17 protein-coding genes, 1 tRNA gene and 1 other RNA gene are annotated in these 20,862 nt (G+C 72.2%); 7 read left to right on the top strand and 12 right to left on the bottom strand.

What is annotated here, in order from left to right; genetic code table 11:
• Positions 1 to 34: 34 nt before the first annotated feature.
• On the top strand, positions 35 to 1,978 hold the full coding sequence (acs, locus tag JSQ78_RS11860; protein ID WP_211447816.1) for an acetate--CoA ligase: 1,944 nt from the start codon (positions 35 to 37) through the stop codon (positions 1,976 to 1,978).
• A 277-nt stretch (positions 1,979 to 2,255) separates the two neighbouring features.
• Positions 2,256 to 3,125 carry a hypothetical protein gene (locus JSQ78_RS11855; RefSeq protein WP_211447814.1) on the top strand — a complete coding sequence of 290 codons (870 nt, stop codon included), beginning with the start codon at positions 2,256 to 2,258 and terminating at the stop codon, positions 3,123 to 3,125.
• On the opposite strand, the gene JSQ78_RS11850 is transcribed toward JSQ78_RS11855, so the two are convergent.
• Together JSQ78_RS11850 and sp36 are read right to left on the bottom strand one after the other, a co-directional pair.
• Positions 3,122 to 3,580: a RidA family protein gene (locus tag JSQ78_RS11850; protein WP_249295675.1), complete on the bottom strand. Its 459-nt coding sequence runs from the start codon at positions 3,578 to 3,580 to the stop codon at positions 3,122 to 3,124. The genes JSQ78_RS11855 and JSQ78_RS11850 overlap by 4 nt on opposite strands.
• Entirely contained in the window at positions 3,577 to 3,744 is a 168-nt protein-coding gene (gene sp36, locus JSQ78_RS11845) for a Sp36 family protein (RefSeq protein WP_021064908.1), read from the bottom strand. Before sp36 ends, JSQ78_RS11850 begins: the two co-directional genes overlap by 4 nt.
• A 50-nt stretch (positions 3,745 to 3,794) precedes the next feature.
• Between sp36 and JSQ78_RS11840 the strand changes: the two genes are divergently transcribed.
• The 3 genes from JSQ78_RS11840 (at position 3,795) to JSQ78_RS11830 (ending at position 7,406) form a co-directional block, all read left to right on the top strand.
• Positions 3,795 to 6,353, top strand: coding sequence for a transglycosylase domain-containing protein (locus tag JSQ78_RS11840; protein WP_211447810.1), 2,559 nt, complete (start codon positions 3,795 to 3,797; stop codon positions 6,351 to 6,353).
• The gene (locus tag JSQ78_RS11835) at positions 6,325 to 7,287 is read left to right on the top strand and encodes a metallophosphoesterase (protein ID WP_211447809.1); all 963 of its coding nucleotides are present in this window, start codon (positions 6,325 to 6,327) and stop codon (positions 7,285 to 7,287) included. Before JSQ78_RS11840 ends, JSQ78_RS11835 begins: the two co-directional genes overlap by 29 nt.
• 45 nt (positions 7,288 to 7,332) lie before the next feature.
• A tRNA-Pro gene (locus JSQ78_RS11830) sits at positions 7,333 to 7,406 on the top strand.
• Between the two features lie 247 nt (positions 7,407 to 7,653).
• Here the strand turns inward: JSQ78_RS11830 and JSQ78_RS11825 are convergent.
• Genes JSQ78_RS11825 through JSQ78_RS11815 form a run of 3 tightly spaced genes read right to left on the bottom strand, consistent with a single transcriptional unit; the run spans position 7,654 to position 10,392 of the window.
• Complete coding sequence (locus JSQ78_RS11825; RefSeq protein ID WP_211447808.1) at positions 7,654 to 8,280, bottom strand: thymidine kinase; 627 nt, start codon at positions 8,278 to 8,280, stop codon at positions 7,654 to 7,656.
• A gap of 2 nt (positions 8,281 to 8,282) precedes the next feature.
• Positions 8,283 to 8,903: a helix-turn-helix transcriptional regulator gene (locus tag JSQ78_RS11820; RefSeq protein WP_211447807.1), complete on the bottom strand. Its 621-nt coding sequence runs from the start codon at positions 8,901 to 8,903 to the stop codon at positions 8,283 to 8,285.
• A 10-nt stretch (positions 8,904 to 8,913) separates the two neighbouring features.
• Entirely contained in the window at positions 8,914 to 10,392 is a 1,479-nt protein-coding gene (locus tag JSQ78_RS11815; protein ID WP_249296064.1) for a malate:quinone oxidoreductase, read from the bottom strand.
• A 144-nt stretch (positions 10,393 to 10,536) separates the two neighbouring features.
• Between JSQ78_RS11815 and JSQ78_RS11810 the strand changes: the two genes are divergently transcribed.
• Positions 10,537 to 10,917 (top strand): hypothetical protein, encoded by a 381-nt coding sequence (locus JSQ78_RS11810; protein WP_211447805.1) that lies wholly within the window; start codon positions 10,537 to 10,539, stop codon positions 10,915 to 10,917.
• 32 nt (positions 10,918 to 10,949) lie between these two features.
• Here JSQ78_RS11810 and JSQ78_RS11805 read toward each other — a convergent pair whose 3' ends face one another.
• The 5 genes from JSQ78_RS11805 to ffs all read right to left on the bottom strand — a co-directional run bounded on the left by JSQ78_RS11805 (position 10,950) and on the right by ffs (position 16,435).
• Positions 10,950 to 12,026, bottom strand: coding sequence for an aspartate-semialdehyde dehydrogenase (locus JSQ78_RS11805; RefSeq protein ID WP_211447804.1), 1,077 nt, complete (start codon positions 12,024 to 12,026; stop codon positions 10,950 to 10,952).
• Entirely contained in the window at positions 12,023 to 13,297 is a 1,275-nt protein-coding gene (locus JSQ78_RS11800) for an aspartate kinase (RefSeq protein WP_211447803.1), read from the bottom strand. The genes JSQ78_RS11805 and JSQ78_RS11800 overlap by 4 nt, the downstream gene beginning before the upstream one ends.
• Positions 13,298 to 13,364: 67 nt before the next feature.
• Positions 13,365 to 13,964, bottom strand: coding sequence for a recombination mediator RecR (recR, locus tag JSQ78_RS11795; RefSeq protein WP_211447801.1), 600 nt, complete (start codon positions 13,962 to 13,964; stop codon positions 13,365 to 13,367).
• Positions 13,965 to 13,967: 3 nt separating this feature from the next.
• Complete coding sequence (locus tag JSQ78_RS11790; RefSeq protein ID WP_211447799.1) at positions 13,968 to 16,199, bottom strand: DNA polymerase III subunit gamma and tau; 2,232 nt, start codon at positions 16,197 to 16,199, stop codon at positions 13,968 to 13,970.
• 139 nt (positions 16,200 to 16,338) lie between these two features.
• An RNA gene (ffs, locus tag JSQ78_RS11785) (signal recognition particle sRNA small type) lies at positions 16,339 to 16,435 on the bottom strand.
• A gap of 97 nt (positions 16,436 to 16,532) precedes the next feature.
• On the opposite strand from ffs, the gene JSQ78_RS11780 reads away from it, so the two are divergent.
• Positions 16,533 to 17,318, top strand: coding sequence for a cytochrome b5-like heme/steroid binding domain-containing protein (locus tag JSQ78_RS11780; RefSeq protein ID WP_211447797.1), 786 nt, complete (start codon positions 16,533 to 16,535; stop codon positions 17,316 to 17,318).
• Between the two features lie 97 nt (positions 17,319 to 17,415).
• Here the strand turns inward: JSQ78_RS11780 and JSQ78_RS11775 are convergent, their stop codons facing one another.
• Positions 17,416 to 18,621: an acetate/propionate family kinase gene (locus JSQ78_RS11775; protein WP_211447795.1), complete on the bottom strand. Its 1,206-nt coding sequence runs from the start codon at positions 18,619 to 18,621 to the stop codon at positions 17,416 to 17,418.
• The gene (gene pta, locus JSQ78_RS11770) at positions 18,618 to 20,768 is read right to left on the bottom strand and encodes a phosphate acetyltransferase (protein WP_211447793.1); all 2,151 of its coding nucleotides are present in this window, start codon (positions 20,766 to 20,768) and stop codon (positions 18,618 to 18,620) included. The genes JSQ78_RS11775 and pta overlap by 4 nt, the downstream gene beginning before the upstream one ends.
• Between the last annotated feature and the right edge of the window lie 94 nt (positions 20,769 to 20,862).

The raw sequence follows: 20,862 nt of genomic DNA, 5'->3' as shown, positions 1-20,862 counted from the left end.
CTCGACCGCGGACGAAGAAGTCAGGAGAACGCCAGTGTCGGACCGCATCGATCACCTGCTCACCGAGACCCGCCGATTCGCGCCGCCGGAGGCGCTCGCGAGCGAGTCGACGACCACTGCGGAGCTCTACGAGCGCGCGGCCGAGGATCGCCTCGGGTTCTGGGCGGAGCAGGCGCGCGAGCTGCAGTGGGAGACGCCCTTCACCGAGGTGCTCGACTGGCAGCCGCCGCACGCGCGCTGGTTCCACGACGGGACGCTCAACGTGGCCGTCAACTGCCTCGACCGCCACGTCGAGGCAGGCAACGGCGACCGCGTCGCGCTGCACTGGGAGGGCGAGCCCGGCGACCGCCGCACCATCACCTACGCCGAGATGACCGCCGAGGTCAAGCGGCTCGCGAACGTGCTGACGTCGCTCGGCGTCAAGGCCGGCGACCGCGTCGCGATCTACCTGCCGATGCTGCCCGAGGCCGTCGCCGCGATGCTCGCGTGCGCCCGCATCGGCGCCGTCCACACCGCCGTCTTCGGCGGCTTCAGCCCCTCCAACCTCCGCAGCCGCATCGACGATGCGGGCGCGACGCTCGTCATCACGACCGACGGCGCGTGGCGCAAGGGCAAGGTCTTCCCGCTCAAGCCGACCGTCGACGAGGCGCTGCGCGAGCCGGGCCACGGCGTCACGAACGTGCTCGTCGTCCAGCGCGGCGAGAACGAGATCGACTGGGTGGAGGGCCGCGACGTCTGGTACCACGACGCGATGGCGGATGCGTCGGACGAGCACGACGCGCAAGGCTTCCCCGCCGAGCACCCGCTCTTCATCCTCTACACCTCCGGCACGACCGGGAAGCCGAAGGGCATCCTGCACACGAGCGGCGGCTACCTGACGCAGACGGCGTTCACCCACCGCCACGTCTTCGACCTCAAGCCCGAGACCGATGTCTACTGGTGCACGGCCGACATCGGCTGGGTGACCGGGCACAGCTACGTCGTCTACGGCCCGATGGCGAACGGCACGACGCAGGTGATGCACGAGGGCACGTTCGACACCCCGACGCCCGAGCGCCCGTGGCAGATCATCGAGCGCTACGGCGTGACGATCTTCTACACGGCACCCACGGCCATCCGCACCTTCATGAAGCTCGGCCGCCAGCACACGCAGTCGAGCGACCTGTCGAGCCTGCGCGTGCTCGGCACGGTGGGCGAGCCCATCAACCCCGAGGCGTGGATGTGGTACCGCGACGTCGTGGGCGGCGGCACGACGCCGGTCGTCGACACGTGGTGGCAGACCGAGACGGGCGCGATCATGATCTCGGCGCTCGCCGCGGTGACGACCCTCAAGCCGGGCAGCGCGCAGGTGCCGATCCCGGGCATCGAGATCGACGTGCTCGACGAGTCGGGCGCCTCGGTCGGCGACGGCGAGGGCGGGCTGCTCGTCGTGACGAGCCCGTGGCCGTCGATGCTGCGCACGATCCACGGCGACGACGAGCGCTACCGCGAGACGTACTGGGAGAAGTTCGGCGACAAGTACTTCGCCGGCGACGGCGCCCGCAAGGACGAGGACGGCGAGATCTGGCTGCTTGGCCGCGTCGACGACGTCATGAACGTCTCGGGCCACCGGCTCTCGACGGCCGAGATCGAGTCGTCGCTCGTCGCGCACGACGGCGTCGCCGAGGCGGCCGTGGTGGGGGCGACGGATGCGACCACGGGCCAGGCGGTCGTGGCATTCGTGATCCTGAAGCAGTCGGCGTCGCGCGAGCACTCCATCGAGGAGGCGGAGCAGATCCTGCGCCAGCATGTCGCGAGCGACATCGGCGCAATCGCGCGGCCGCGGCAGGTGTTCATCGTGCCGGACCTGCCGAAGACCCGCTCGGGCAAGATCATGCGGCGGCTGCTGCGCGACCTCGCCGAGGGCCGCGACCTCGGCGACACGACGACGCTCGCCGACCAGGGCGTGGTCGAGGCGATCCGCTCGCAGCTGCGGTAGCCGCCTCCTCCTCAGCGTCGAACTTCCCCGAACGGCGGGTCTCCGCCCCGGATCCTCGCGCTCGAGGGAAGTTCGCCGCGCGGCGTACGGGCTTGGGACCGGCGCGCATCCACAGGGCGTCCACTTCGGCGGGGCGAGCGCGGCTCGACGCGTGCAGGATGCGGCGCATGGACGACGCGTGGGGGCGCTGCCGGATCCGCTTCGAAGCGGGCTCTTCTCGAGTGCGGAGGCGCGGGATGCGGGAGTCGGCGCAGCTCGACTTCGCAGTGGCCGCGCGGTGCGGCTCGCGCGAGACGCGTACGTCGACGCGAAGCAGCCGATCGATCTCGAGCTGCGAGCGGCGGCGGCGCTGCGCTCGGTAGACGGGAACGCCTGGCTCAGCCACGCCACGGCGGCCTCGCTCTACCGGCTCGCGCTGCCGCCCCGGCTGCGTGAGCTCGATCGCATCGACGTCACGGTGCCGAGCCCTCAGCACGCGCCGCGTGGCGAAGGCCTGCGCGGGCGCCAGCGCTCGCTTGATCCGGCAGCCATCCGCGTGCACGCCGGACTGCGCGTCTCGAGCCCCGCGCAAGCCTTCGTCGACGGCGCGGACTACCTCGGCTTCGAGGATCTCGTCGCGCTCGGGGATTCGATCGTCAAGCTGCGCGAGCCGCTCGCGGAGCGCGACGAGCTCCGCGCCGCGGTCACCGCTCACGCCGGGCAGCGAGGGCATCGGCGCCTGCTCGCCGCTGCGCACGCGCTGCACCCGCGGGCGTGGTCGCGCCCCGAGACCGTCGTGCGGCTCGCGCTCGAGACCTTCGGCGTCGCGGAGCCCTGGTGCAACGTGCCCGTGGTGCTCGGCGGCGTCACGATGGCGCCCGACATCGCGTTCTGGCGCTCCGGCGTGCTCATCGAGGTCGAGGGCGACCAGCACCGCACCGACCGGAGGCAGTGGCTCATCGACCTCGACCGGTACAACGTGACGCAGCGGCTCGGCCTGGAGCAGTACCGGCTCACCGTCTCAACCCCGACCAGAACCGCGCACGACCTCGCCCCCATCGTGGAACGCATCCGCGCCCGCCACCGCGATGACGTCGAACTTCCCCGAATCGCGGATTTCTTCGACGGAATCCCGGAGTTCGGGGAAGTTCGATGGTGGGAGGGTTAGGCGAAGGCGGCGATGACCTCGACCTCGACGGGCGCGCCGAGCGGCAGCTCCGCGACGCCGACGGCGCTCCGCGCGTGCTTGCCGGCATCGCCGAAGATCTCGCCGAGCACGTTGCTCGCGCCGTTGACGACGCCCGGCTGGCCGTGGAACCCATCCGCCGACGCGACGAAGCCGACGACCTTCACGATGCGCGTGATGCGGTCGAGCGAGCCGATCTCGGCGGCGATCGCCGCGAGCGCGTTGAGCGCGCACTGCTTCGCGTCGAGCATCGCCTCGTCGGCCGAGACCTCGGCGCCGACCTTGCCGGTGCGGGGCAGCTGCCCGTCGACCATCGGCAGCTGGCCGGAGGTGTAGACGAAGCCGTTCGCAGACACCGCCGGAACGTACGAGGCGACCGGCGGGACGACCGCGGGCAGCTCGAACCCGAGCTCCTCGAGCCGCTGCGCGATGCTCACGCGCCGGCCTCGATCGGGCGCTTCAGGAACGCGACGAGCCCGCCCTCGGGACCGTTCGCGACGTGCACGAGCTCCCATCCGTCGGCTCCCCACGTGTTGAGGATCGCCGTCTCGCGGTGGATGAGCAGCGGCGTCGTCGCGTACTCCCAAGTCGTGGTCGCCATCGTTCTGCAGCCCTCAGCTCTCATAGGTCGGTGCCGTACCCTCGTAGGCTATGGCCGCTTCACGTCACAAGCCAGGAAGCCTGCTCGGTTCCCTCCTGGGTCTCATCGGGTTCAGCGCGATCGCCGGCATCCTCGTCTCGGCAACGCTGACCCCGGCCCTGGCGGTCGCGTCGAGCACCGCGAACAGCGGCCTCGACCTCTTCGAGAGCCTGCCGACGTACTCGCAGATCACCCAGCAGGCCGAGCGCAACCGCATCTATGGGCTCCGCGACGGGCAGCCCGTGGAGATCGCCCAGTTCTACAGCCAGGACCGGCAGGTCTTGCAGTGGCAGCAGGTGCCGCGCACCGCGGTCGACGCGCTCGTCGCCGGGGAGGACCGTCGCTACTACTCGCACAGCGGTGTCGACGCCCCCTCGGTCGTGCGCGCGGGCCTCTCGCAGCTCGGCTTCGGCGGCGATTCGGGCGCATCGACGCTCACGATGCAGCTCGTGCGCCAGCAGATCGCGATCGACGCGTGCCTCTCGGACGACGAGGCCGCGCAAGCGGTGTGCGACCAGCAGTACACCGAGTCGTACCAGCGCAAGCTCGCCGAGATGCGGCTCTCGATCAGCCTCGAGCAGCGCTACACGAAGAACGAGATCCTGCTGGCCTACCTCAACATCGCGAACTTCGGCGGCAACGTCTACGGCATCGAGTCGGGTGCGCAGCGCATCTTCGGCAAGCCCGCCGCGGAGCTCTCGGTCGCGGAGTCTGCGGCGCTCATCGCGACGGTGCAGAACCCCTCGATCCGCAACCTCTTCAACGCCGACAACTTCGCCCGCAATCAGGAGCGGCGCGACTTCATCATCCGCCAGATGGCGTCCGAGGGGTTCATCACGGCCGAGGAGCGCGACGCCGCGCTCGCGATCCCGGTCGACGAGGCGTTCGTCAACATCCAGCCCCCGAACAACGGTTGCATCGCCGGCTACGACTCCGCGCGCTTCTTCTGCGACTACGTGCAGCGCGTGCTCGCGGTCGACCAGGTCGACGGCCAGCACATCCTCGGCGCGACCCCGGAGGACAACGCGCGCGCGCTCGCGCAGGGCGGCTACCAGATCTTCACGTCGATCGACCTCGACCTCAACGACTCGGTGCAGCAGGTCGTCGATGCGCAGGTGCCGAACGACGAGACCCGCTGGCAGTCGGGCGCCGCCGTCACGCAGCTCGAGGTCGGCACGGGCCGCATCCTGACGATGGTGCAGAACAAGGACTTCGACAACCGCACCGAGCACGCGCCCACCGGCACGGCGGTCAACTTCAACGCCGACTTCGAGCACGGGCGCTCGAGCGGCTTCCAGCCCGGGTCGGGGTTCAAGGTCTTCACGCTCGCGCAGTGGGTCATCGACGGGCACTCGGTCAACCAGCAGCTCGATGCGACGCGCTCCGAGTGGCCGGCGGGCTCGTTCCGCGCGGAGTGCACGGGTCTGCGCTCCGAGGCGTGGAACCCGCAGAACAACGAGGGCAACGAGTACACGCGCATGACGCCGACGGAGATCATGGTGAACTCCGTCAACACCGGCATCGCGCGGATGGCGAGCGAGCTCGACCTGTGCGACATCCACGAGACCGCCGAGCGCATGGGTGCGTACCCCGCCGAGGCCGACGGGGAGTGGAACATCTTCGCCCCGGCCGTCATCGGCTCGGGATCCAATGTCACACCGATGGGCATGGCGTCGGCATTCGCGACGATCGCGAACGGCGGCATCTACTGCAAGCCGCTCGCGATCGACCGCATCGTCGCGCGCGACGGCACCGAGGTGCAGCCGCCGGTCCAGGAGTGCGAGGAGGCCATCTCGCCCCAGGTCGCGTCGGTCCTGCAGTCAGTCCTGACGACCGTCACCGAGCGCAACCCCATCAACAACCCGCCCGGCTCGACGCCGGTGATCTCGAAGACGGGAACGACGAACGGGGTGGTGCAGACCTGGGTCAACGGCGCGAGCCCGACCGTCGCGACGGCGGTCTGGGTCGGCAACATCGTGGGCAACTACTCGCTCCAGCCGCGCTGGAACGTGCGATCGACGATCTTCCGCGCCGCCATGGGCGAGGCGATCGCCCGCTACCCCGGCGGGCAGTTCCTCGCGCCCGACGCCGACACGCTGCGCGGCAACGCGAGCGAGCTGCCCGACGTGAGCGGCCGGCCGGTGGCCGACGCGCAGGCTGCGCTCGAGGCCGCGGGCTTCACGGTGCAGGTCGCCGACCCGGTCGCGGGCTCGCAGGCCGAGGGCAGCGTGGAGTACACCGCCCCGGGCGCCGGCGCGCTCGTGACAACTTCGACGCCCATCATCATCTACCCCTCGAGCGGGGCCCCGGCATCCGACCCGTCGCAGGCGCCGGAGGGAGCGCAGACGTGGCCGAACGTGGTCGCGCAGTCGCTCGCCGACGCGAGGGCGACGCTCGCCGACGCGGGGTTCGATCCCGCACTCGTGCAGGTGACGTGGCAGGACCACGGCGAGGGCAACCTCTGCACCGTGCTGGCGCAGAACCCCCTCGCGGACACCCCAGGCGAGCCGACCGACCCGGTCTCGCTCGTCGTGGGCTCGAATGCCTCCGGAGGCGACCCTGGCTGCTAGCCCGCGGGCCCTCGGCGCGGTCGTCGGCGGCGTGCTCGCCGCCGGCGCCGCCGTGGGCGCCTACGCGACCGCGATCGAGCCGCGAGCCTTCCGCATCCGTCGTGAAGAGCTCCGGATCCTGCCGACGGGTGCCCGCCCCCTCACGCTCCTCCACCTCGCCGACATCCACCTCGCGCCGTGGCAGCGGGCGAAGCTCGAGTGGCTCGAGGGGCTGAGCTCGGTCGAGCCCGACCTCGTCGTCAACACCGGCGACAGCCTCGGCCACAGCGCGGCCGTGCCGGTGCTGGCGGATGCGCTGCGCGTCTTCCAGGGCGTGCCCGGATTCTTCGTGCACGGCTCGAACGACGTGTTCGGGCCGCAGCTGAAGAACCCGTTGCGCTACTTCGCCGGGCCGTCGAAGGAGCCCGCGGGCAGCGGCCCCGAGCGTCTCGACCTCGCGGCGCTCGAGCGCGCCTACGAGGGCCTCGGCTGGCTCGACGTCAACAACTCGGCGCGCGCGATCGAGGTCAAGGGCACGACGATCGCGGCCTTCGGCGTCGCCGACCCGCACCGCTCGTGGGATCGGCTCGACGAGACGGAGGCTGCGATCTCGCGCATGCGGAAGGCGCTCGGCGACGCGCCGCGCACGACGCTCGGCATCACGCACGCGCCCTACCGCCGCATCCTCGACGCCTTCGTCGACCTCGGGGCTGATGCGATCCTCGCGGGGCACACGCACGGCGGCCAGGTGCGGGTGCCGGGCGGGCACGCGATCGTCACGAACTGCGACATCCCGCGCGAGCAGGCGTCGGGGCTCAGCACGTGGAGCCACGAGGGTCGCTCGGTGCCGCTCGGCGTCTCGCAGGGCATCGGTGCGTCGATCTTCGCGCCGTTCCGGCTCGGCACTCCGCCGGAGGCGGTCGTGATGTCGCTCGTGCCCCGCGACGTCGGGTAGACTGGTGCGGTTGCACGCGCGAGCCTAGGCTCGAGTCGGTAGCACCGGGGTGTGGCGCAGCTTGGTAGCGCGCGTCGTTCGGGACGACGAGGTCGCAGGTTCAAATCCTGTCACCCCGACACATGACGAAGGCCCCCGCCAAAGGCGGGGGCCTTCGTCATGTGCCGGTGCTGTCCTGGCAGGATTTGAACCGTAGGTTCATACGGAATCCGCCGGTTCGAGCGACCGCGAAGCGGTCGCGAGCCGCGCGGATTCCGCTGTCACCGGTCCCCTGCCTCCCGGCGGAGCACCGCTCCGCCGGCCCCGACCACCGCATCCGCGCACACCCGTTTCGACTCCCTCAGAGCGCTTCGCGCCCGGAGGGGCTCAACGAGCGGAATCGCGGCTCAACGAGCGGAGCCCCCCCAACCGCCCGCCCGACTCCTCGAGGTAGCACGACGCACACAGCGACTCGTAGGTGACCGTCTCGCCGTCGATCGCGACCTGGTCGCCGTCGAAGACGAACCGCTCCCCCACCTTGCGGCCGTTGAAGAGCGCCTTGCGTCCGCAGCGGCAGATGGTCTTGAGCTCCTCGAGCGAGTGCGCGAGCTCGAGCAGCCGCGCCGAGCCGGGGAACGCGCGCGTGAGGAAGTCGGTGCGGATGCCGTAGGCGAGCACCGGCACGCCTCGCTCGACCGCGATGCGGAGCAGCTCGTCGACCTGCTCGGGGCGGAAGAACTGGGCCTCGTCGACGAGCAGGCACGCGACGCGGGCGTCGTCCCGCGCGGCCGCGGCGTCGAACGCATCCATCACCGACTCGTCGTGCGCGACGAGGAAGTCGACCTCGCGCGTCACCCCGAGCCGCGAGACGATCTCGCGCGCGCCCTTCGTGTCGGTCGCGGGCTTCGCGAGCAGCACGCGCTGGCCGCGCTCCTCGTAGTTGAACGCCGCCTGCAGGAGGCCGGTGGACTTGCCGGAGTTCATCGCCCCGTACCGGAAGTAGAGCTTCGCCACCCCTACAGGATGCCGTCCTCTTCGGCGCGCGAGATGAGCTCGGCGCGCTTGCCGGCCGGGCGGTCCAGCGCGGCGTACTTCGCGCGCACCCGGCGGAGGAACGTCTTCGCGGTCTCGTAGCCGACACCCATCTCGGCCGCGACCTGCACGGTCGAGTGCCCCTGCACGTAGTGCGCGAGCGCGCGGCGCTCGCTGTGCGAGAGGCGCGGACGGCGGTCGGCAGCGTCGATCGCCCGCGGTCGTCGCCTGCGGGCCGCCCGGTCCACCCCGGCGCACGAGCGCGCGACCTCGGCCGGGGAGGCGCCCTCGGTCACGATGATGGCTCCCGTGGTCTCGAGCGACTCGCGCAGCGCGCGGTCGGCGTCGCTGTGGACGACGACGGCCGCGCCAGCGGTGATCGCGGTGCGCGCGTGCGCGAGCAGCGGGGCGCCGGCGGGCTCGACGAGGAGCACGACGTCGCCGGGGAACTCCTTCGCCCGCACCAGGTCGACGAATCGCTCGGCGGCCGCGACGAGCTCGAGCCGGGGCTCGGCTGCGATCGCAGCCCGCAGACTGGCAGCGGTCGTCGGCGGGGCGACGACGCTGACCCTGCGCCGCTGGGGAGGCGCGCCGGTGGTGCTCATGGTGATCCTGTCAGGCGATCGCGCGGGACGCGCCCGCGGCCTCGAGCTCGGCGCTCGGGGCATCGACGAGCCGCAGCACGCGCGCGGTGCGCTCGAGCGTCTCGCGCGCGGCCTCGGGGTCGTCGTTGAGCTTGCTCCCGTAGCTCGGGATGAGCTGCTGGAGCTTCGGGCGCCATGCGGGCAGCCGCTCGGGGAAGCAGCGCTCGAAGATCGTGAGCATGATGTGCACGGCAGTGGAGGCGCCCGGGGAGGCCCCGAGCAGGCCGGCGATCGTGCCGTCGGCGCCGGTGACCACCTCGGTGCCGAACTGCAGCACTCCGCCCTTCTCCGGGTCCTTCTTCATGACCTGCACCCTCTGCCCGGCCGTGATGAGGCGCCAGTCCTCGTCCTTCGCGTTGGGCATGAACTCGCGGAGGGCCTCGAGCCGCTGCGTCCGGGTCGCGAACACCTCGCCCATCAGGTAGCCGACGAGGTCGAGGTTCGCGAGGCCGGCCCGGATCATCGGGTAGAGGTTGTGGCCCTTGATCGTCTCGAACATGTCGGTGTACGAGCCGGTCTTGAGGTACTTCGGGCTCCAGCCCGCATAGGGGCCGAAGAGCAGGCTCGCCTCGCCGTCGACGACGCGCGTGTCGAGGTGCGGCACCGACATCGGCGGGGCGCCGACGCTCGCCTTGCCGTAGACCTTCGCGTTGTGGCGCGCGACCACCTCGGGGTTGTCGGTGCGGAGGAACGCGCCCGTGATCGGGAACCCGGCGAAGCCCTTGGCCTCGGGGATGCGCGACTTCTGCAGCAGCTTGAGCGCGCCGCCGCCGCCGCCGACGAAGACGAAGCGCGCGTGGATCTCGGTGCTGTTCTGGCCCACCTCATGGCGCAGCTTCAAGCGCCACAGCCCATCGGAGCGGCGCTTGAGCCCCGTGACGGTCGTGTCGGTGTAGACCTTCGCGCCGTCCTCGACGAGCTTCGCGAGCAGCATCCGCGTGAGCGCGCCGAAGTCGACGTCGGTGCCGTCGGTCGAGCGGGTCGCGGCGATGCGCTGCGACTTCTTCCGGCCCGGGATGAGCGTGGGCGCCCACTCGCGGATGACCTCTGGGTCCTCGGAGAACTCGATGCCTGCGAAGAGCGGCTCGTCCTTCAGCAGCTCCCAGCGGCGGCGCAGGTAGTCGACGTTCGCGTCGCCCCACACGAAGGTCATGTGCGGCGTGGGCGAGATGAAGCCCTTGGGGTCGGGCAGCGTGCCGTCCTCGACGAACGACGCCCACAGCTGGCGGGAGAGCTGGAACTGCTCGTTGATGTCGATCGCCTTCGCGGCGGTCATCGAGCCGTCGGGGCCCTCGGGCATGTAGTTGAGCTCGCAGAGCGCCGCGTGACCCGTGCCCGCGTTGTTCCACGGGTCGGAGGACTCCATGCCGACCTTCGGCAGCCGCTCGAACACCTCGATCCTCCAGGAGGGCTCGAGGCGGTGGAGGAGGGCACCGAGCGTGGCGCTCATGATGCCTCCGCCGATGAGGGCGACGTCGATGGTCTTGGTCACACCGAGATTCTAGGACGTTCGCCCATGAAGCACGCCTCACGCCGTGCTGGCGTCCAGCATCCTCGGCCTAGCCTGAGCCATCCGACGGCGGAAGGAGCCCCCATGGGAATCCTGGATGAGGCGAAGGGTCGGCTCGGCGAGGCGGCCGAGTGGGTCAAGGACACGGCATCGCACCTGGGCGAGTCGACGCAGGGCGCCGGTCGCGCGCTCGGCGAGCGGGCGGCCGAGGCTCGGCACCGGGTCGCCGGCGCCAAGGGCGCCGAGGCCGACGGCATCGGCGCCGCTCCCGGCGACGCCGACCGCGACGAGCCCGCGCATGACGGCGACGCGGCGACCGCGTCGCACTCGGGCGGGGGCGGCGTCTTCGCGAACGAGTGGGTCGACGTCGCGACCGATCCCGACGCGAGCGGGCCGCAGGCCGACGACGCGACGGTCGCCGAGGACGGCGACGAGCCCGTCGACGGCCCGCAGAACCCGCTCTGACGCGCGATGCGCGGGCTCCGGCCCGCGCCTCGTCAGTCGAGCAGGCGCGCGACGAGCCCGGCGAGCTGCACCGCGTTGAGCGCGGCGCCCTTGCGCAGGTTGTCGTTCGCGACGAACAGCACGAGGCCCTTGCCGGGCTCGGCCGATTGGTCGGCGCGGATGCGTCCCACGAGCGAGACGTCGGCGCCGGCGGCCCGCAGCGGGGTCGGGATCTCGACGAGCTCGACGCCGGGTGCGCCCTCGAGCAGCGCCGCCGCCTGCTCGGGCGACAGGTCGCGCTCGAACTCCGCGTGGATCGCGAGCGAGTGGCCCGTGAAGACCGGCACGCGCACGCATGTGCCCGCGACGCGCAGCTCCGGCCGCTCGAGGATCTTCCGCGACTCGTTGCGCAGCTTCTGCTCCTCGTCGGTCTCGGCCGAGCCGTCGTCGACGAGGCTGCCCGCGAAGGGCAGGACGTTGTGCGCGATCGGCTCGCGGTAGACGCCCGGCTCCCCGAGGTCGAGGGCTGCGCCGTCGTGCGTGAGCCGCTCGGGTGCCTGCGCCGCCGCGCGCTCCAGCTGGCCGCGCAGCTCGTCGACGCCCGCGAGGCCGGAGCCCGAGACCGCTTGGTACGTCGCGACGACGAGGCGCACGAGGCCGGCCTCGCGGTCGAGCGGCTTGAGCACCGGCATCGCCGCCATGGTCGTGCAGTTGGGGTTGGCGATGATGCCCTTGACCGCGCCGGTGATCGCGTGCGGGTTGACCTCGGAGACGACGAGCGGCACCTCCGGGTCCATCCGCCAGGCGGACGAGTTGTCGACCACGATGACGCCCGCCTCGGCGAACCGGGGCGCGAGCCGCTTCGAGGTGCTGCCGCCCGCGGAGAAGATCGCGACGTCGAGGCCCGACGGGTCGGCCGCATCCGCGTCCTCGACCGTGATCTGCTGCCCGCGGAACTCGATCGTCGTGCCGGCCGAGCGAGCGGAGGCGAACAGCCGCAGCTCGGCGAGCTCGAGCGAACCCTGCTCGAGCAGCCGCAGCACGACGCCGCCGACCTGGCCCGTCGCGCCGACCACGCCGAGACGGATGGGGCGCGCCTCGCCCGGCTCATCGGCCAGCCGGCGGATCATCGGCCCGTCCCCGCGTGCACGACCGCGTCCTGCTCGGCATCGAGCTCGAACGCCGAGTGCACGACGCGCACGGCGTCGACCACCTGGTCGGCGCGCGTGACGACCGAGATGCGGATCTCGGAGGTCGAGATCATCTCGATGTTGATGCCTGCCTCCGAGAGGGCGCGGAACAGGCGCGCGGAGACGCCCGTGTTGGTGCGCATCCCCGCCCCGACGAGGGCGAGCTTGCCGATCTGGTCGTCGTGCTGGATCGACTCGAAGCCGACCTCTGCCCGCTCGGCCTCGAGCGCCTGCATCGCGGGCCCGGCCTCGGCCTTCGGGAGCGTGAAGGAGATGTCGGTGCGGCCCGTCGCCGCCTCCGAGACGTTCTGGACGATCATGTCGACGTTCGCGCCGGTCTCGGCGACGATCGTGAAGATGCGTGCGGCGGTGCCCGGCACGTCGGGCACGCCGACGACGGTGACCTTCGCCTCGGACAGGTCGTGGGCGACCCCGACGATCATCGGCTCTTCCATGGTGGAACCAGCTCTCTTCGAGTCGTAGACGATGGTGCCCTCGTCGTTCGTGAACGACGAGCGCACGTGGAGGGTGACGCCGTGGCGGCGCGCGTACTCGACGCTGCGGATGTGCAGCACCTTCGCGCCGGCGGCGGCGAGCTCGAGCATCTCCTCGCTCGTGACGCGGGGGATGCGCCGGGCCCGGGGGACGACGCGGGGGTCGGCGGTGAAGACTCCGTCGACGTCGGTGTAGATCTCGCACACGTCGGCGCCGAGCGCCGCGGCGAGCGCGACGGCCGACGTGTCGGAGCCGCCGCGACCGAGGGTCGTGATGTCGCCGGTCACCTTGTTGAAGCCCGCGAAGCCCTGCACGATGGCGATCTGGCCGCGGTCGAGCGCCTGGCGCACGCGGCCGGGCGTGACGGAGATGATGCGCGCGGAGCCGTGGCGGTCGTCGGTGAGCATGCCCGCCTGGCTGCCGGTGAACGAGACGGCCTCCGCGCCCTGCGACTTGATCGCCATCGCGAGCAGCGCCATCGAGATGCGCTCGCCCGCGGTCAGGAGCATGTCGAGCTCGCGGCCCCCGGCAGGCAGGTTCGGCACGACGGCGTTCGCGAGGTCGAGGAGCTCGTCGGTCGTGTCGCCCATCGCCGAGACGACCACGACGATGTCGTCGCCGCGCTTGCGCGATTCGACGATGCGCTTCGCGACGCGCTTGATCCCCTCGGCGTCGCCCACGCTGGACCCGCCGAACTTCTGCACGATGAGGCTCACGCCGCTCCTTACACGTCCCGGACTGATCAAGTCTAGGCTTCGGCGGCATGCGCCGGCGGCTCCTGCCTCAGCGCTCGACGGTGCGGCGTCCCTCGAACGCGCGACCGAGGGTCATCTCGTCGGCGAACTCGAGGTCGCCGCCGACCGGCAGCCCGCTCGCGAGTCGCGACACCCGCATGCCGAGCGGCAGGAGAGTGCGGATGAGGTAGGTCGCGGTGGCCTCGCCCTCGACGTTGGGATCGGTGGCGATGATGACCTCCTCGACCGAGGCGTCCTGCAGCCGGGTCATGAGCGACGCGACGCGCAGCTGGTCGGGACCGACGCCCTGCATGGGGTTCAGGGCGCCGCCGAGCACGTGGTAGAGCCCGCGGTACTCGCGCGTGCGCTCGATCGCGACGACGTCCTTCGCCTCCTCGACGACGCAGATCGCGGTGGGCACGCGGCGCGGGTCGCGGCAGATCGCGCAGCGCTCCTCCTCGCCGATGTTGCCGCAGATGACGCAGAAGCGCACCCGCTGCCGCACGGTCTGCAGGATCGTCGCGAGTCGGTCGACGTCGAACGACTCGGTCTGGATGATGTGGAACGCGATGCGCTGCGCCGACTTCGGGCCGACGCCCGGGAGCCGGCCGAGCTCGTCGATGAGGTCCTGGACGATGCCGTCGTACACGCGCTAGCGCTCCCCTCGCACCCGCGGGCGCTCCTCGATGAGCTCGGCTCCGAGCTCCTCCCGCACCACGGCCTCTCCGTAGCGCGCGACCTGCGATGCGCTGAGCGCGGGCTCCGGCGCGGGCGCCGAGCGCGCGAGCTCGTCGAGCGACGGCCCGGTGGGCGCGGGTCGCTCCTCGACGATCGGCGCGGGCATCGCCGGTGCCGGCGCGTCAGGCGCCGACACGAACGAGAACGGGTCGGGCTCCGGCTCGTCGGGCAGCGGCGGCTCGGGCATGTCCTCCGGCGGCGCCTCGGCGTCGCTCGGGATCGCCGCGACGGCCCAGCCCGTCACGGGGCCGGGCGCCGCGGTCGCGGCGGGCCGGTTCGAGACGCATGCCGTGGTCGGCGCGGGCGCGGTGGCACGCGCCGGCGGGGTCGTGGGCGGGGCGCCTCGGTGCACGTCGTCGCCCGCGTCGGAGGGCTGCTCCTTCGCGCCGCGCGGCGCGGCCTCGGCTCGGGCGATGTACTTCACCTCGATGCCGAGCAGCGACTTGATCGCCGCTCGGAGGAGGTCGGCGACGCTCGGCTTCGCGCCCTGCGACTCGCGGAAGTGCTGGATGTCGGCCTCGGACTGGAATCCGAGGACGAGCACGTCGCCGGGCCGCAGCTCCTTGGGCGTGATCGCGGTCGCGACCATCCACGCGGAGCGCTGCTGGTCGGCGAGCTTCTGCAGCACCTCGTCCCACGAGTCGCGCAGCTGCTGGAACGTGATCGGCTCGGCGGGTGCCGCCACGGGCGCCGTCGCCGGCGCTGCAGCCTTGTCTGCCTTCGCGGACCCCGTTCCGGGAAGGGGACCCGAGATCTCGGGTCCGCTCGCCGCGATCGGGTCCGCTTCGGGTCGCGGAACAGGCTGCGGGGCGGGCGCGGGCGCAGAAGCGGCGGATGCAGCCGGGGCGGACTGCGCCACTGCTGGGGCGGAAGGCGCCGCGGCGGGAGGGGACTGCGTCGGAGCAGCAGCACGCTTCACCGGAGCGGGGGCCGACTTCGCGGGAGCAGGCGCGGAGGTCGCCGACGCAGCGGAGGGGGGCGCGGGCGCCGCGCCGTCGAGCCGCTGCTCGATCCGCTCGACGCGCGCGATCGTGCCGACCTCGGGGTCGCCCGACTCGGGCACGAGCAGCCGCGCTGCCATGAGCTCGAGGTGGAGCCTGGGGCTCGTGGCGCCCGCCATGTCGGTGAGCGACTTCGCGACGATGTCGGCCGCGCGCGAGAGCTCCGCCCCGCCGAAGCCGCGCGCTTGCGCGACGAGCGTCTCGAGCTCCTCGGCGGGCACGCCGTGCAGGATCGCCGCCGGGTCCTTCGCGGCGCGCGCGACGATGAGGTCGCGGAGCCGCTCGAGGAGGTCCTCGACGAAGCGGCGGGGATCCTGGCCCGACTGCACGACGCGATCGATCGACGCGAACAGGCTCGCCGCATCCGTCGCCGAGAGCGCCGCGACGATCTCGTCGAGCAGCTCGCCGTGCGTGAAGCCCAGCAGGGCGACCGCGTGCGCGTAGGTGACCGGCCCGTCGGAGCCCGCGATGAGCTGGTCGAGCAGGCTCAGGGTGTCGCGCGCGGATCCGCCGCCGGCGCGCACCACGAGCGGCAGCACGCCGGGGTCGGCCTCGACGCCCTCTTCGGCGCACAGCTGCTGCACGTACTCGAGCATCGGCGCGGGCGCGATGAGGCGGAACGGGTAGTGGTGCGTGCGCGAGCGGATCGTGCCGATGACCTTCTCGGGCTCGGTCGTCGCGAAGATGAACTTGATGTGCTCGGGCGGCTCCTCGACGATCTTCAGCAGCGCGTTGAAGCCGCCGGAGGTCACCATGTGGGCCTCGTCGATGATGAAGACCTTGAAGCGGTCGCGGCTGGGCGCGAAGGTCGCGCGCTCGCGCAGATCGCGGGCGTCGTCGACGCCGCCGTGGCTCGCCGCGTCGATCTCGACGACGTCGAGCGAGCCGCCGCCGTCGCGGCCGAGCTCGACGCACGAGTCGCACTTCCCGCACGGCTCGGGGGTCGGGCCCTCGGCGCAGTTCAGGCAGCGCGCGAGGATGCGGGCGCTCGTCGTCTTGCCGCAGCCGCGCGGGCCGGAGAAGAGGTAGGCGTGGTTGACGCGGTCGGCGCGCAGCGCGGTGCGCAGCGGATCGGTCACGTGCGCCTGCCCGATGAGCTCGGAGAACGACTCCGGCCGATAGCGGCGGTAGAGGGCGGCGACCATGGGATCCAGGCTACTTCCCGCCGGTGACTCGCCGAGCCGGGGCAGTCGGCATCCGTGCGCAGACACGAAGGACTCCCCGCGCACCCGCGACGCACCGCGTCGCGGCGCAAGCCCAAGGCGACCGACAGCGTCCCCGGACACGAAGGACCCCCCGCGCACCCGCCAGAGCCCGGTTGCCCTTGCTTCGTCTCCGACCTGGGGGAGTTGGCCTGGATGGCGCCACGCGGGGAGCCGCATCCATCGTAGCGCGATCGACCGGCGGCGCTTCGACACGCTCTGCCGCCTGCGGCGACGGAGCGGTTCAGCGAGCGGGGCGGCTGTAGCGTGTGCCGCATGCATCCGCTCGCCGCAACGGGCAGACCCTTCGACCTGTTCGCCGGCCTGCCGCTGCATCCGCTCGCGGTGCACGTGCCCGTCGTGCTGCTGCCGCTCGGCGCGCTGGGCCTGCTCGTGCTCATCGTCGTGCCGCGCTGGCGCGCCCCGCTCGCCTGGCCGGTCGTCGGCATCCTCGGCGTCGCGATGGTCGGCGCGCTCGTCGCGAAGCTCTCGGGCGAGGCCCTCGCCGAGCGCGTCGGCTCCCCCGGCCAGCACGAGCAGCTCGGCAACTGGCTGCTCGCGACCTCGGCGGTGCTCTTCGTCGCGGCGCTCGCGTGGTGGCTGTGGCAGCGCCGGAGCGCTCGCGCCCGCCGCTCGACCGGCGTCATGGGCGTGCTCGCCGGCATGCTGCTCGGCGCGCTCGCGCTCGGCGCGGTCATCATCGCGGTGCTCACCGGCCACTCGGGCGCGACCTCCGTGTGGAGCGACCGCGTCGCTGCTCCCCCGGCGCAGACGCCGTCGTCGCCGTCCCCGGACGCATCCGACAACGAGGGCGACGGCGACGACGACATCTCGATCGCCGAGGTCGCGAGCCACGACGACTCGGCATCGTGCTGGGTGGCGATCGAGGGCACCGTCTACGACGTCACCTCGTGGGTGGCGCGGCACCCGGGCGGGCCCGACCGCATCCTCGCCATCTGCGGCACGGATGCGTCGGAGGACTTCGGCGAGGAGCACGCCGGCCAGGCGCTCCCGACCGAGCAGCTGAGCCAGTTCGCGATCGGGGAGCTCGCGGAGCGCTGATCGCCGCGCAGAGTGCCGGCACTCTGCGATCTTCGCGCTCCAGGACCGCGGAGTGCCGACACTCTGCGCTGGGGGGGCGGCGGGCGGCGGGCCGCGGCTACTCGACCGGCGGGGCCGGGTCGACGAGCGCGGCGACCTGCCGCGCGATCTCGAGCTCCTCGTTCGTCGGCACGACCCACACCTCGATCGGCGAGCCGTCGGCCGAGATGCGGCGCTCGCCGCGGCCGGCGTTCCGCGCGGGGTCGAGCACGATGCCGAGGCCTTCGAGCCCCGCGAGCGCGACCTCGCGCACCTTCGCGGCGTTCTCGCCGATGCCGCCGGTGAACGCGATCGCGTCGGTGCGACCGAGGTGCGCGAGGTAGGCGCCGATGGTGCCGCGCAACCGGTGGCCGACGATCTCGAGCGCCTCGACGGCGCGCGGGATGCCAGCGTCGGCCGCCTGCAGCACGTCGCGCATGTCGCCCGTGCCGGTGAGGCCGAGCAGGCCCGAGCGCTTGTTGAGCAGGGTGTCGATCTCATCGACCGAGAGTCCCGCCACGCGGTGCAGGTGGAAGATGACGCCGGGATCGATGTCGCCCGAGCGCGTGCCCATCACGAGGCCGGCGAGCGGCGTCATGCCCATCGACGTCTCGACGCTGCGCCCGCCCCGCACCGCGGTCGCCGACGCGCCGTTGCCGAGGTGCAGCACGATCGAGTTGACGTCCTCGAGCGGGCGCTCGAGCAGCTCGGCCAGGCGGCGCGAGACGAACTGGTGGCTCGTGCCGTGGAAGCCGTACTTCCGCACGCGGTGCTCGGCGGCGATGCGCTGCTCGATCGCGTAGCGGTGCGCGGCCGGCGGGATCGTGAGGTGGAAGGCCGTGTCGAAGACGGCGACGTGCGGGTAGCCGGCGAAGGTCGCCCGAGCGGAGCGGATGCCCTGCAGGTTGGCCGGGTTGTGGAGCGGCGCGAGCGGGGCGAGGTCATCGATCTGCTGCGCGACGTCGTCGTCGATGCGCACCGCGCGGTCGAAGCGCGCGCCGCCCTGCACGACGCGGTGCCCGATGCCGAGCAGCCGCGCGGCATCGAGGTCGGGCCCGTGCTCCGTGAACTGGTGCAGCACCCATCCGAACGCCTTCTCGTGGTCGGGGATCATGCGCCGCTCGACGACGGCATCGCGGCCCGGCACCTCGTGCTTCGCGTCGCTCGACGTCTCGCCGATGCGCTCGATGAGCCCGCTCGCGAGCGCCGCCCCGGAGTCGACGTCGACGAGCTGGTACTTGAGGCTCGACGAGCCGGCGTTGATGACGAACACCGAGCGGGTCATGCGCTCGCCTCCGGGGCCGCGCCCTGCACAGCCGCACCCCGCGCATCCGCACCCCGCGCATCCGCCCCCTGAGCCTGGATCGCGGTGATCGCGATGGTGTTGACGATGTCGCTCACGAGCGCGCCGCGCGAGAGGTCGTTCACGGGCTTGTTGAGGCCCTGCAGCACCGGTCCGATGGCGAGCGCGCCCGCGGAGCGCTGCACCGCCTTGTAGGTGTTGTTGCCGGTGTTGAGGTCGGGGAAGACGAACACCGTCGCCCGCCCGGCCACCGCGCTGCCGGGCATCTTCTTGCTCGCGACCGCCGCATCCGCCGCCGCGTCGTACTGGATCGGTCCCTCGACCGGCAGCTCCGGCGCGCGCTCGCGCACGAGCGCCGTGGCCTGCCGCACGCGATCGACCTCTGCACCCGTGCCCGACTCCCCCGTCGAGTAGGAGAGCATCGCGACGCGCGGCTCGATGCCGAAGTCGCGCGCCGTCTGCGCCGACGAGATGGCGATGTCGGCGAGCTCCTCGACGGTCGGCTCGGGGATGACGGCGCAGTCGCCGTAGACGAGCACGCGATCGGCGAGCGCCATGAGGAACACGCTCGAGACCACCGAGACGCCGGGCTTCGTCTTGATCGTCTCGAACGACGGCTTGATGGTGTGTGCGGTCGTGTGCGCCGCACCCGACACCATCCCGTCGGCGTCGCCCGTGTGCACCATGAGGGTGCCGAAGTAGCTGACGTCGAGTAGCCGCTCCATCGCCTGCTCGATCGTCACGCCCTTGTGGGCGCGCAGCCGCTGGTACTCCGCCGCGTACTTCGGCCGCAGCTCGGCGTCGTCGGTCGCGACGATGCGCGCGTCGGCGAGGTCGAGCCCGAGCCGCGCCGCGCGCTGGCGGATGGACGTCTCGTCGCCCAGGATCGTGAGCCGCGCGATGCCGCGCGCGAGCACGGTCGACGCAGCCTGCAGGATGCGGTCGTCGTCGCCCTCGGGGAGCACGATGTGGCGCACGTCTGCCCGCGCTCGCTCGACGAGTCGGTGCTCGAAGATGAGCGGCGTGACGACATCGGTCGTCGCGACCTCGAGCCGCTCGAGGAGCGCCTCGGCGTCGACGTGCTGCTCGAAGAGCGCGAGCGCAGCGTCGCGCTTGCGCTGCGTGCCGTCGATGAGCGAGCCGCGCGTGACGGCGATGCGCCGCGCGGTCTCGTACGTGCCGTGCGGGCTGCGGCCGATCGGCACGTCGAGGTCGAGGCCGTCGAGCAGGCGCTGCACCGCGGGGTGCAGGTCGAAGCCGCCGTTGAGCACGATGCCGGCGATCGAGGGGAAGGTGCCCGACTGCTGCGCGAGCAGGGTGCCGACGAGCACGTCGGAGCGGTCGCCCGGCGTGACGAGGATGCCGCCCTCGATGAGCCGGTCGAGCACGTTCTCCATCGACATGCCGGCCACGACGGTGCCGAGCGACTCGCGCGCGAGCAGCGCGGCGTCGCCGCGCACGAGCTCGGCCTCGGTCGCGCGGAAGAGCGTGCCGACGCTCGGCGCGCTCAGCAGCGCATCCTCCGGGATCGACCACACGGGCACGCCCGTCGGCACGGCGTCGGCGATCGCGGCGGGGATGCCGTCGATCGCGGATGCGTCGGCTCGGTTGACGATGACGCCCGCGAGGGATGCGTGGGAGGCGGCGAGCTCTGCCGTCGTGACCTCCGCGAGCTGCCGCAGGTCGTCGGCCGAGCGGGGCGCGTCGGTCTCGGGGTGGTGGCCGCCGAGCACGAGGAGCACCGAGGCGCCGAGGTTCGCCGCGACCCGCGCGTTGAAGCCGAGCTCGGTCGGGCTGCCGACGTCGGTGTAGTCGGAGCCGACGATCACGAGCGCGTCGAAGCGCTCGTCGATGCGGTGGTAACGGTCGACGATGGTGGCGAGCGCCGCGTCGGCGTCGTCGTGCACCGCGGCGTAGGTCGTGCCGATCGCGTCCTCGTATGCGAGGTCGACCGCGTCGTGCGCGAGCAGCAGCTCGAGCACCGCGTCCGACTCCGCGGAGGACCGCGCGATCGGGCGGAAGACGCCGACGCGCTCGACGCGCCGGCTCAGGGCTTCGACGAGCCCCAGCGCGACGATCGACTTGCCTGCGTGGCCCTCGGGGGATGCGATCACGATGCGGGTCGGCACCGGCCCAGGCTAGCGCCACGCGGCTGGAGGTCACGAAACGGTAACGCTTGTCCCCGACCCTGTTGCGAACCTTTGCTCAGGCTTAGGTTTGACC

The sequence above is a fragment of the Agrococcus sp. Marseille-Q4369 genome (assembly GCF_018308945.1).
In the GTDB taxonomy this organism is placed as follows: domain Bacteria; phylum Actinomycetota; class Actinomycetes; order Actinomycetales; family Microbacteriaceae; genus Agrococcus.
The sequence above is the reverse complement of the archived record's forward strand: the minus strand, read 5'-3'. Positions and strand labels throughout refer to the sequence as shown.

What these genes read in the sequence shown, in the direction of transcription:
- JSQ78_RS11820 (WP_211447807.1), bottom strand. Translation starts at nt 8,903, where the DNA reads ATGAGCACCACCGGCGCGCCTCCCCAGCGGCGCAGGGTCAGCGTCGTC.
- JSQ78_RS11840 (WP_211447810.1), top strand. Translation starts at nt 3,795, where the DNA reads ATGGCCGCTTCACGTCACAAGCCAGGAAGCCTGCTCGGTTCCCTCCTG.
- JSQ78_RS11835 (WP_211447809.1), top strand. Translation starts at nt 6,325, where the DNA reads ATGCCTCCGGAGGCGACCCTGGCTGCTAGCCCGCGGGCCCTCGGCGCG.
- JSQ78_RS11810 (WP_211447805.1), top strand. Translation starts at nt 10,537, where the DNA reads ATGGGAATCCTGGATGAGGCGAAGGGTCGGCTCGGCGAGGCGGCCGAG.
- sp36 (WP_021064908.1), bottom strand. Translation starts at nt 3,744, where the DNA reads ATGGCGACCACGACTTGGGAGTACGCGACGACGCCGCTGCTCATCCAC.
- JSQ78_RS11780 (WP_211447797.1), top strand. Translation starts at nt 16,533, where the DNA reads ATGCATCCGCTCGCCGCAACGGGCAGACCCTTCGACCTGTTCGCCGGC.
- JSQ78_RS11815 (WP_249296064.1), bottom strand. Translation starts at nt 10,392, where the DNA reads ATGAGCGCCACGCTCGGTGCCCTCCTCCACCGCCTCGAGCCCTCCTGG.
- JSQ78_RS11790 (WP_211447799.1), bottom strand. Translation starts at nt 16,199, where the DNA reads ATGGTCGCCGCCCTCTACCGCCGCTATCGGCCGGAGTCGTTCTCCGAG.
- JSQ78_RS11775 (WP_211447795.1), bottom strand. Translation starts at nt 18,621, where the DNA reads ATGACCCGCTCGGTGTTCGTCATCAACGCCGGCTCGTCGAGCCTCAAG.
- JSQ78_RS11805 (WP_211447804.1), bottom strand. Translation starts at nt 12,026, where the DNA reads ATGATCCGCCGGCTGGCCGATGAGCCGGGCGAGGCGCGCCCCATCCGT.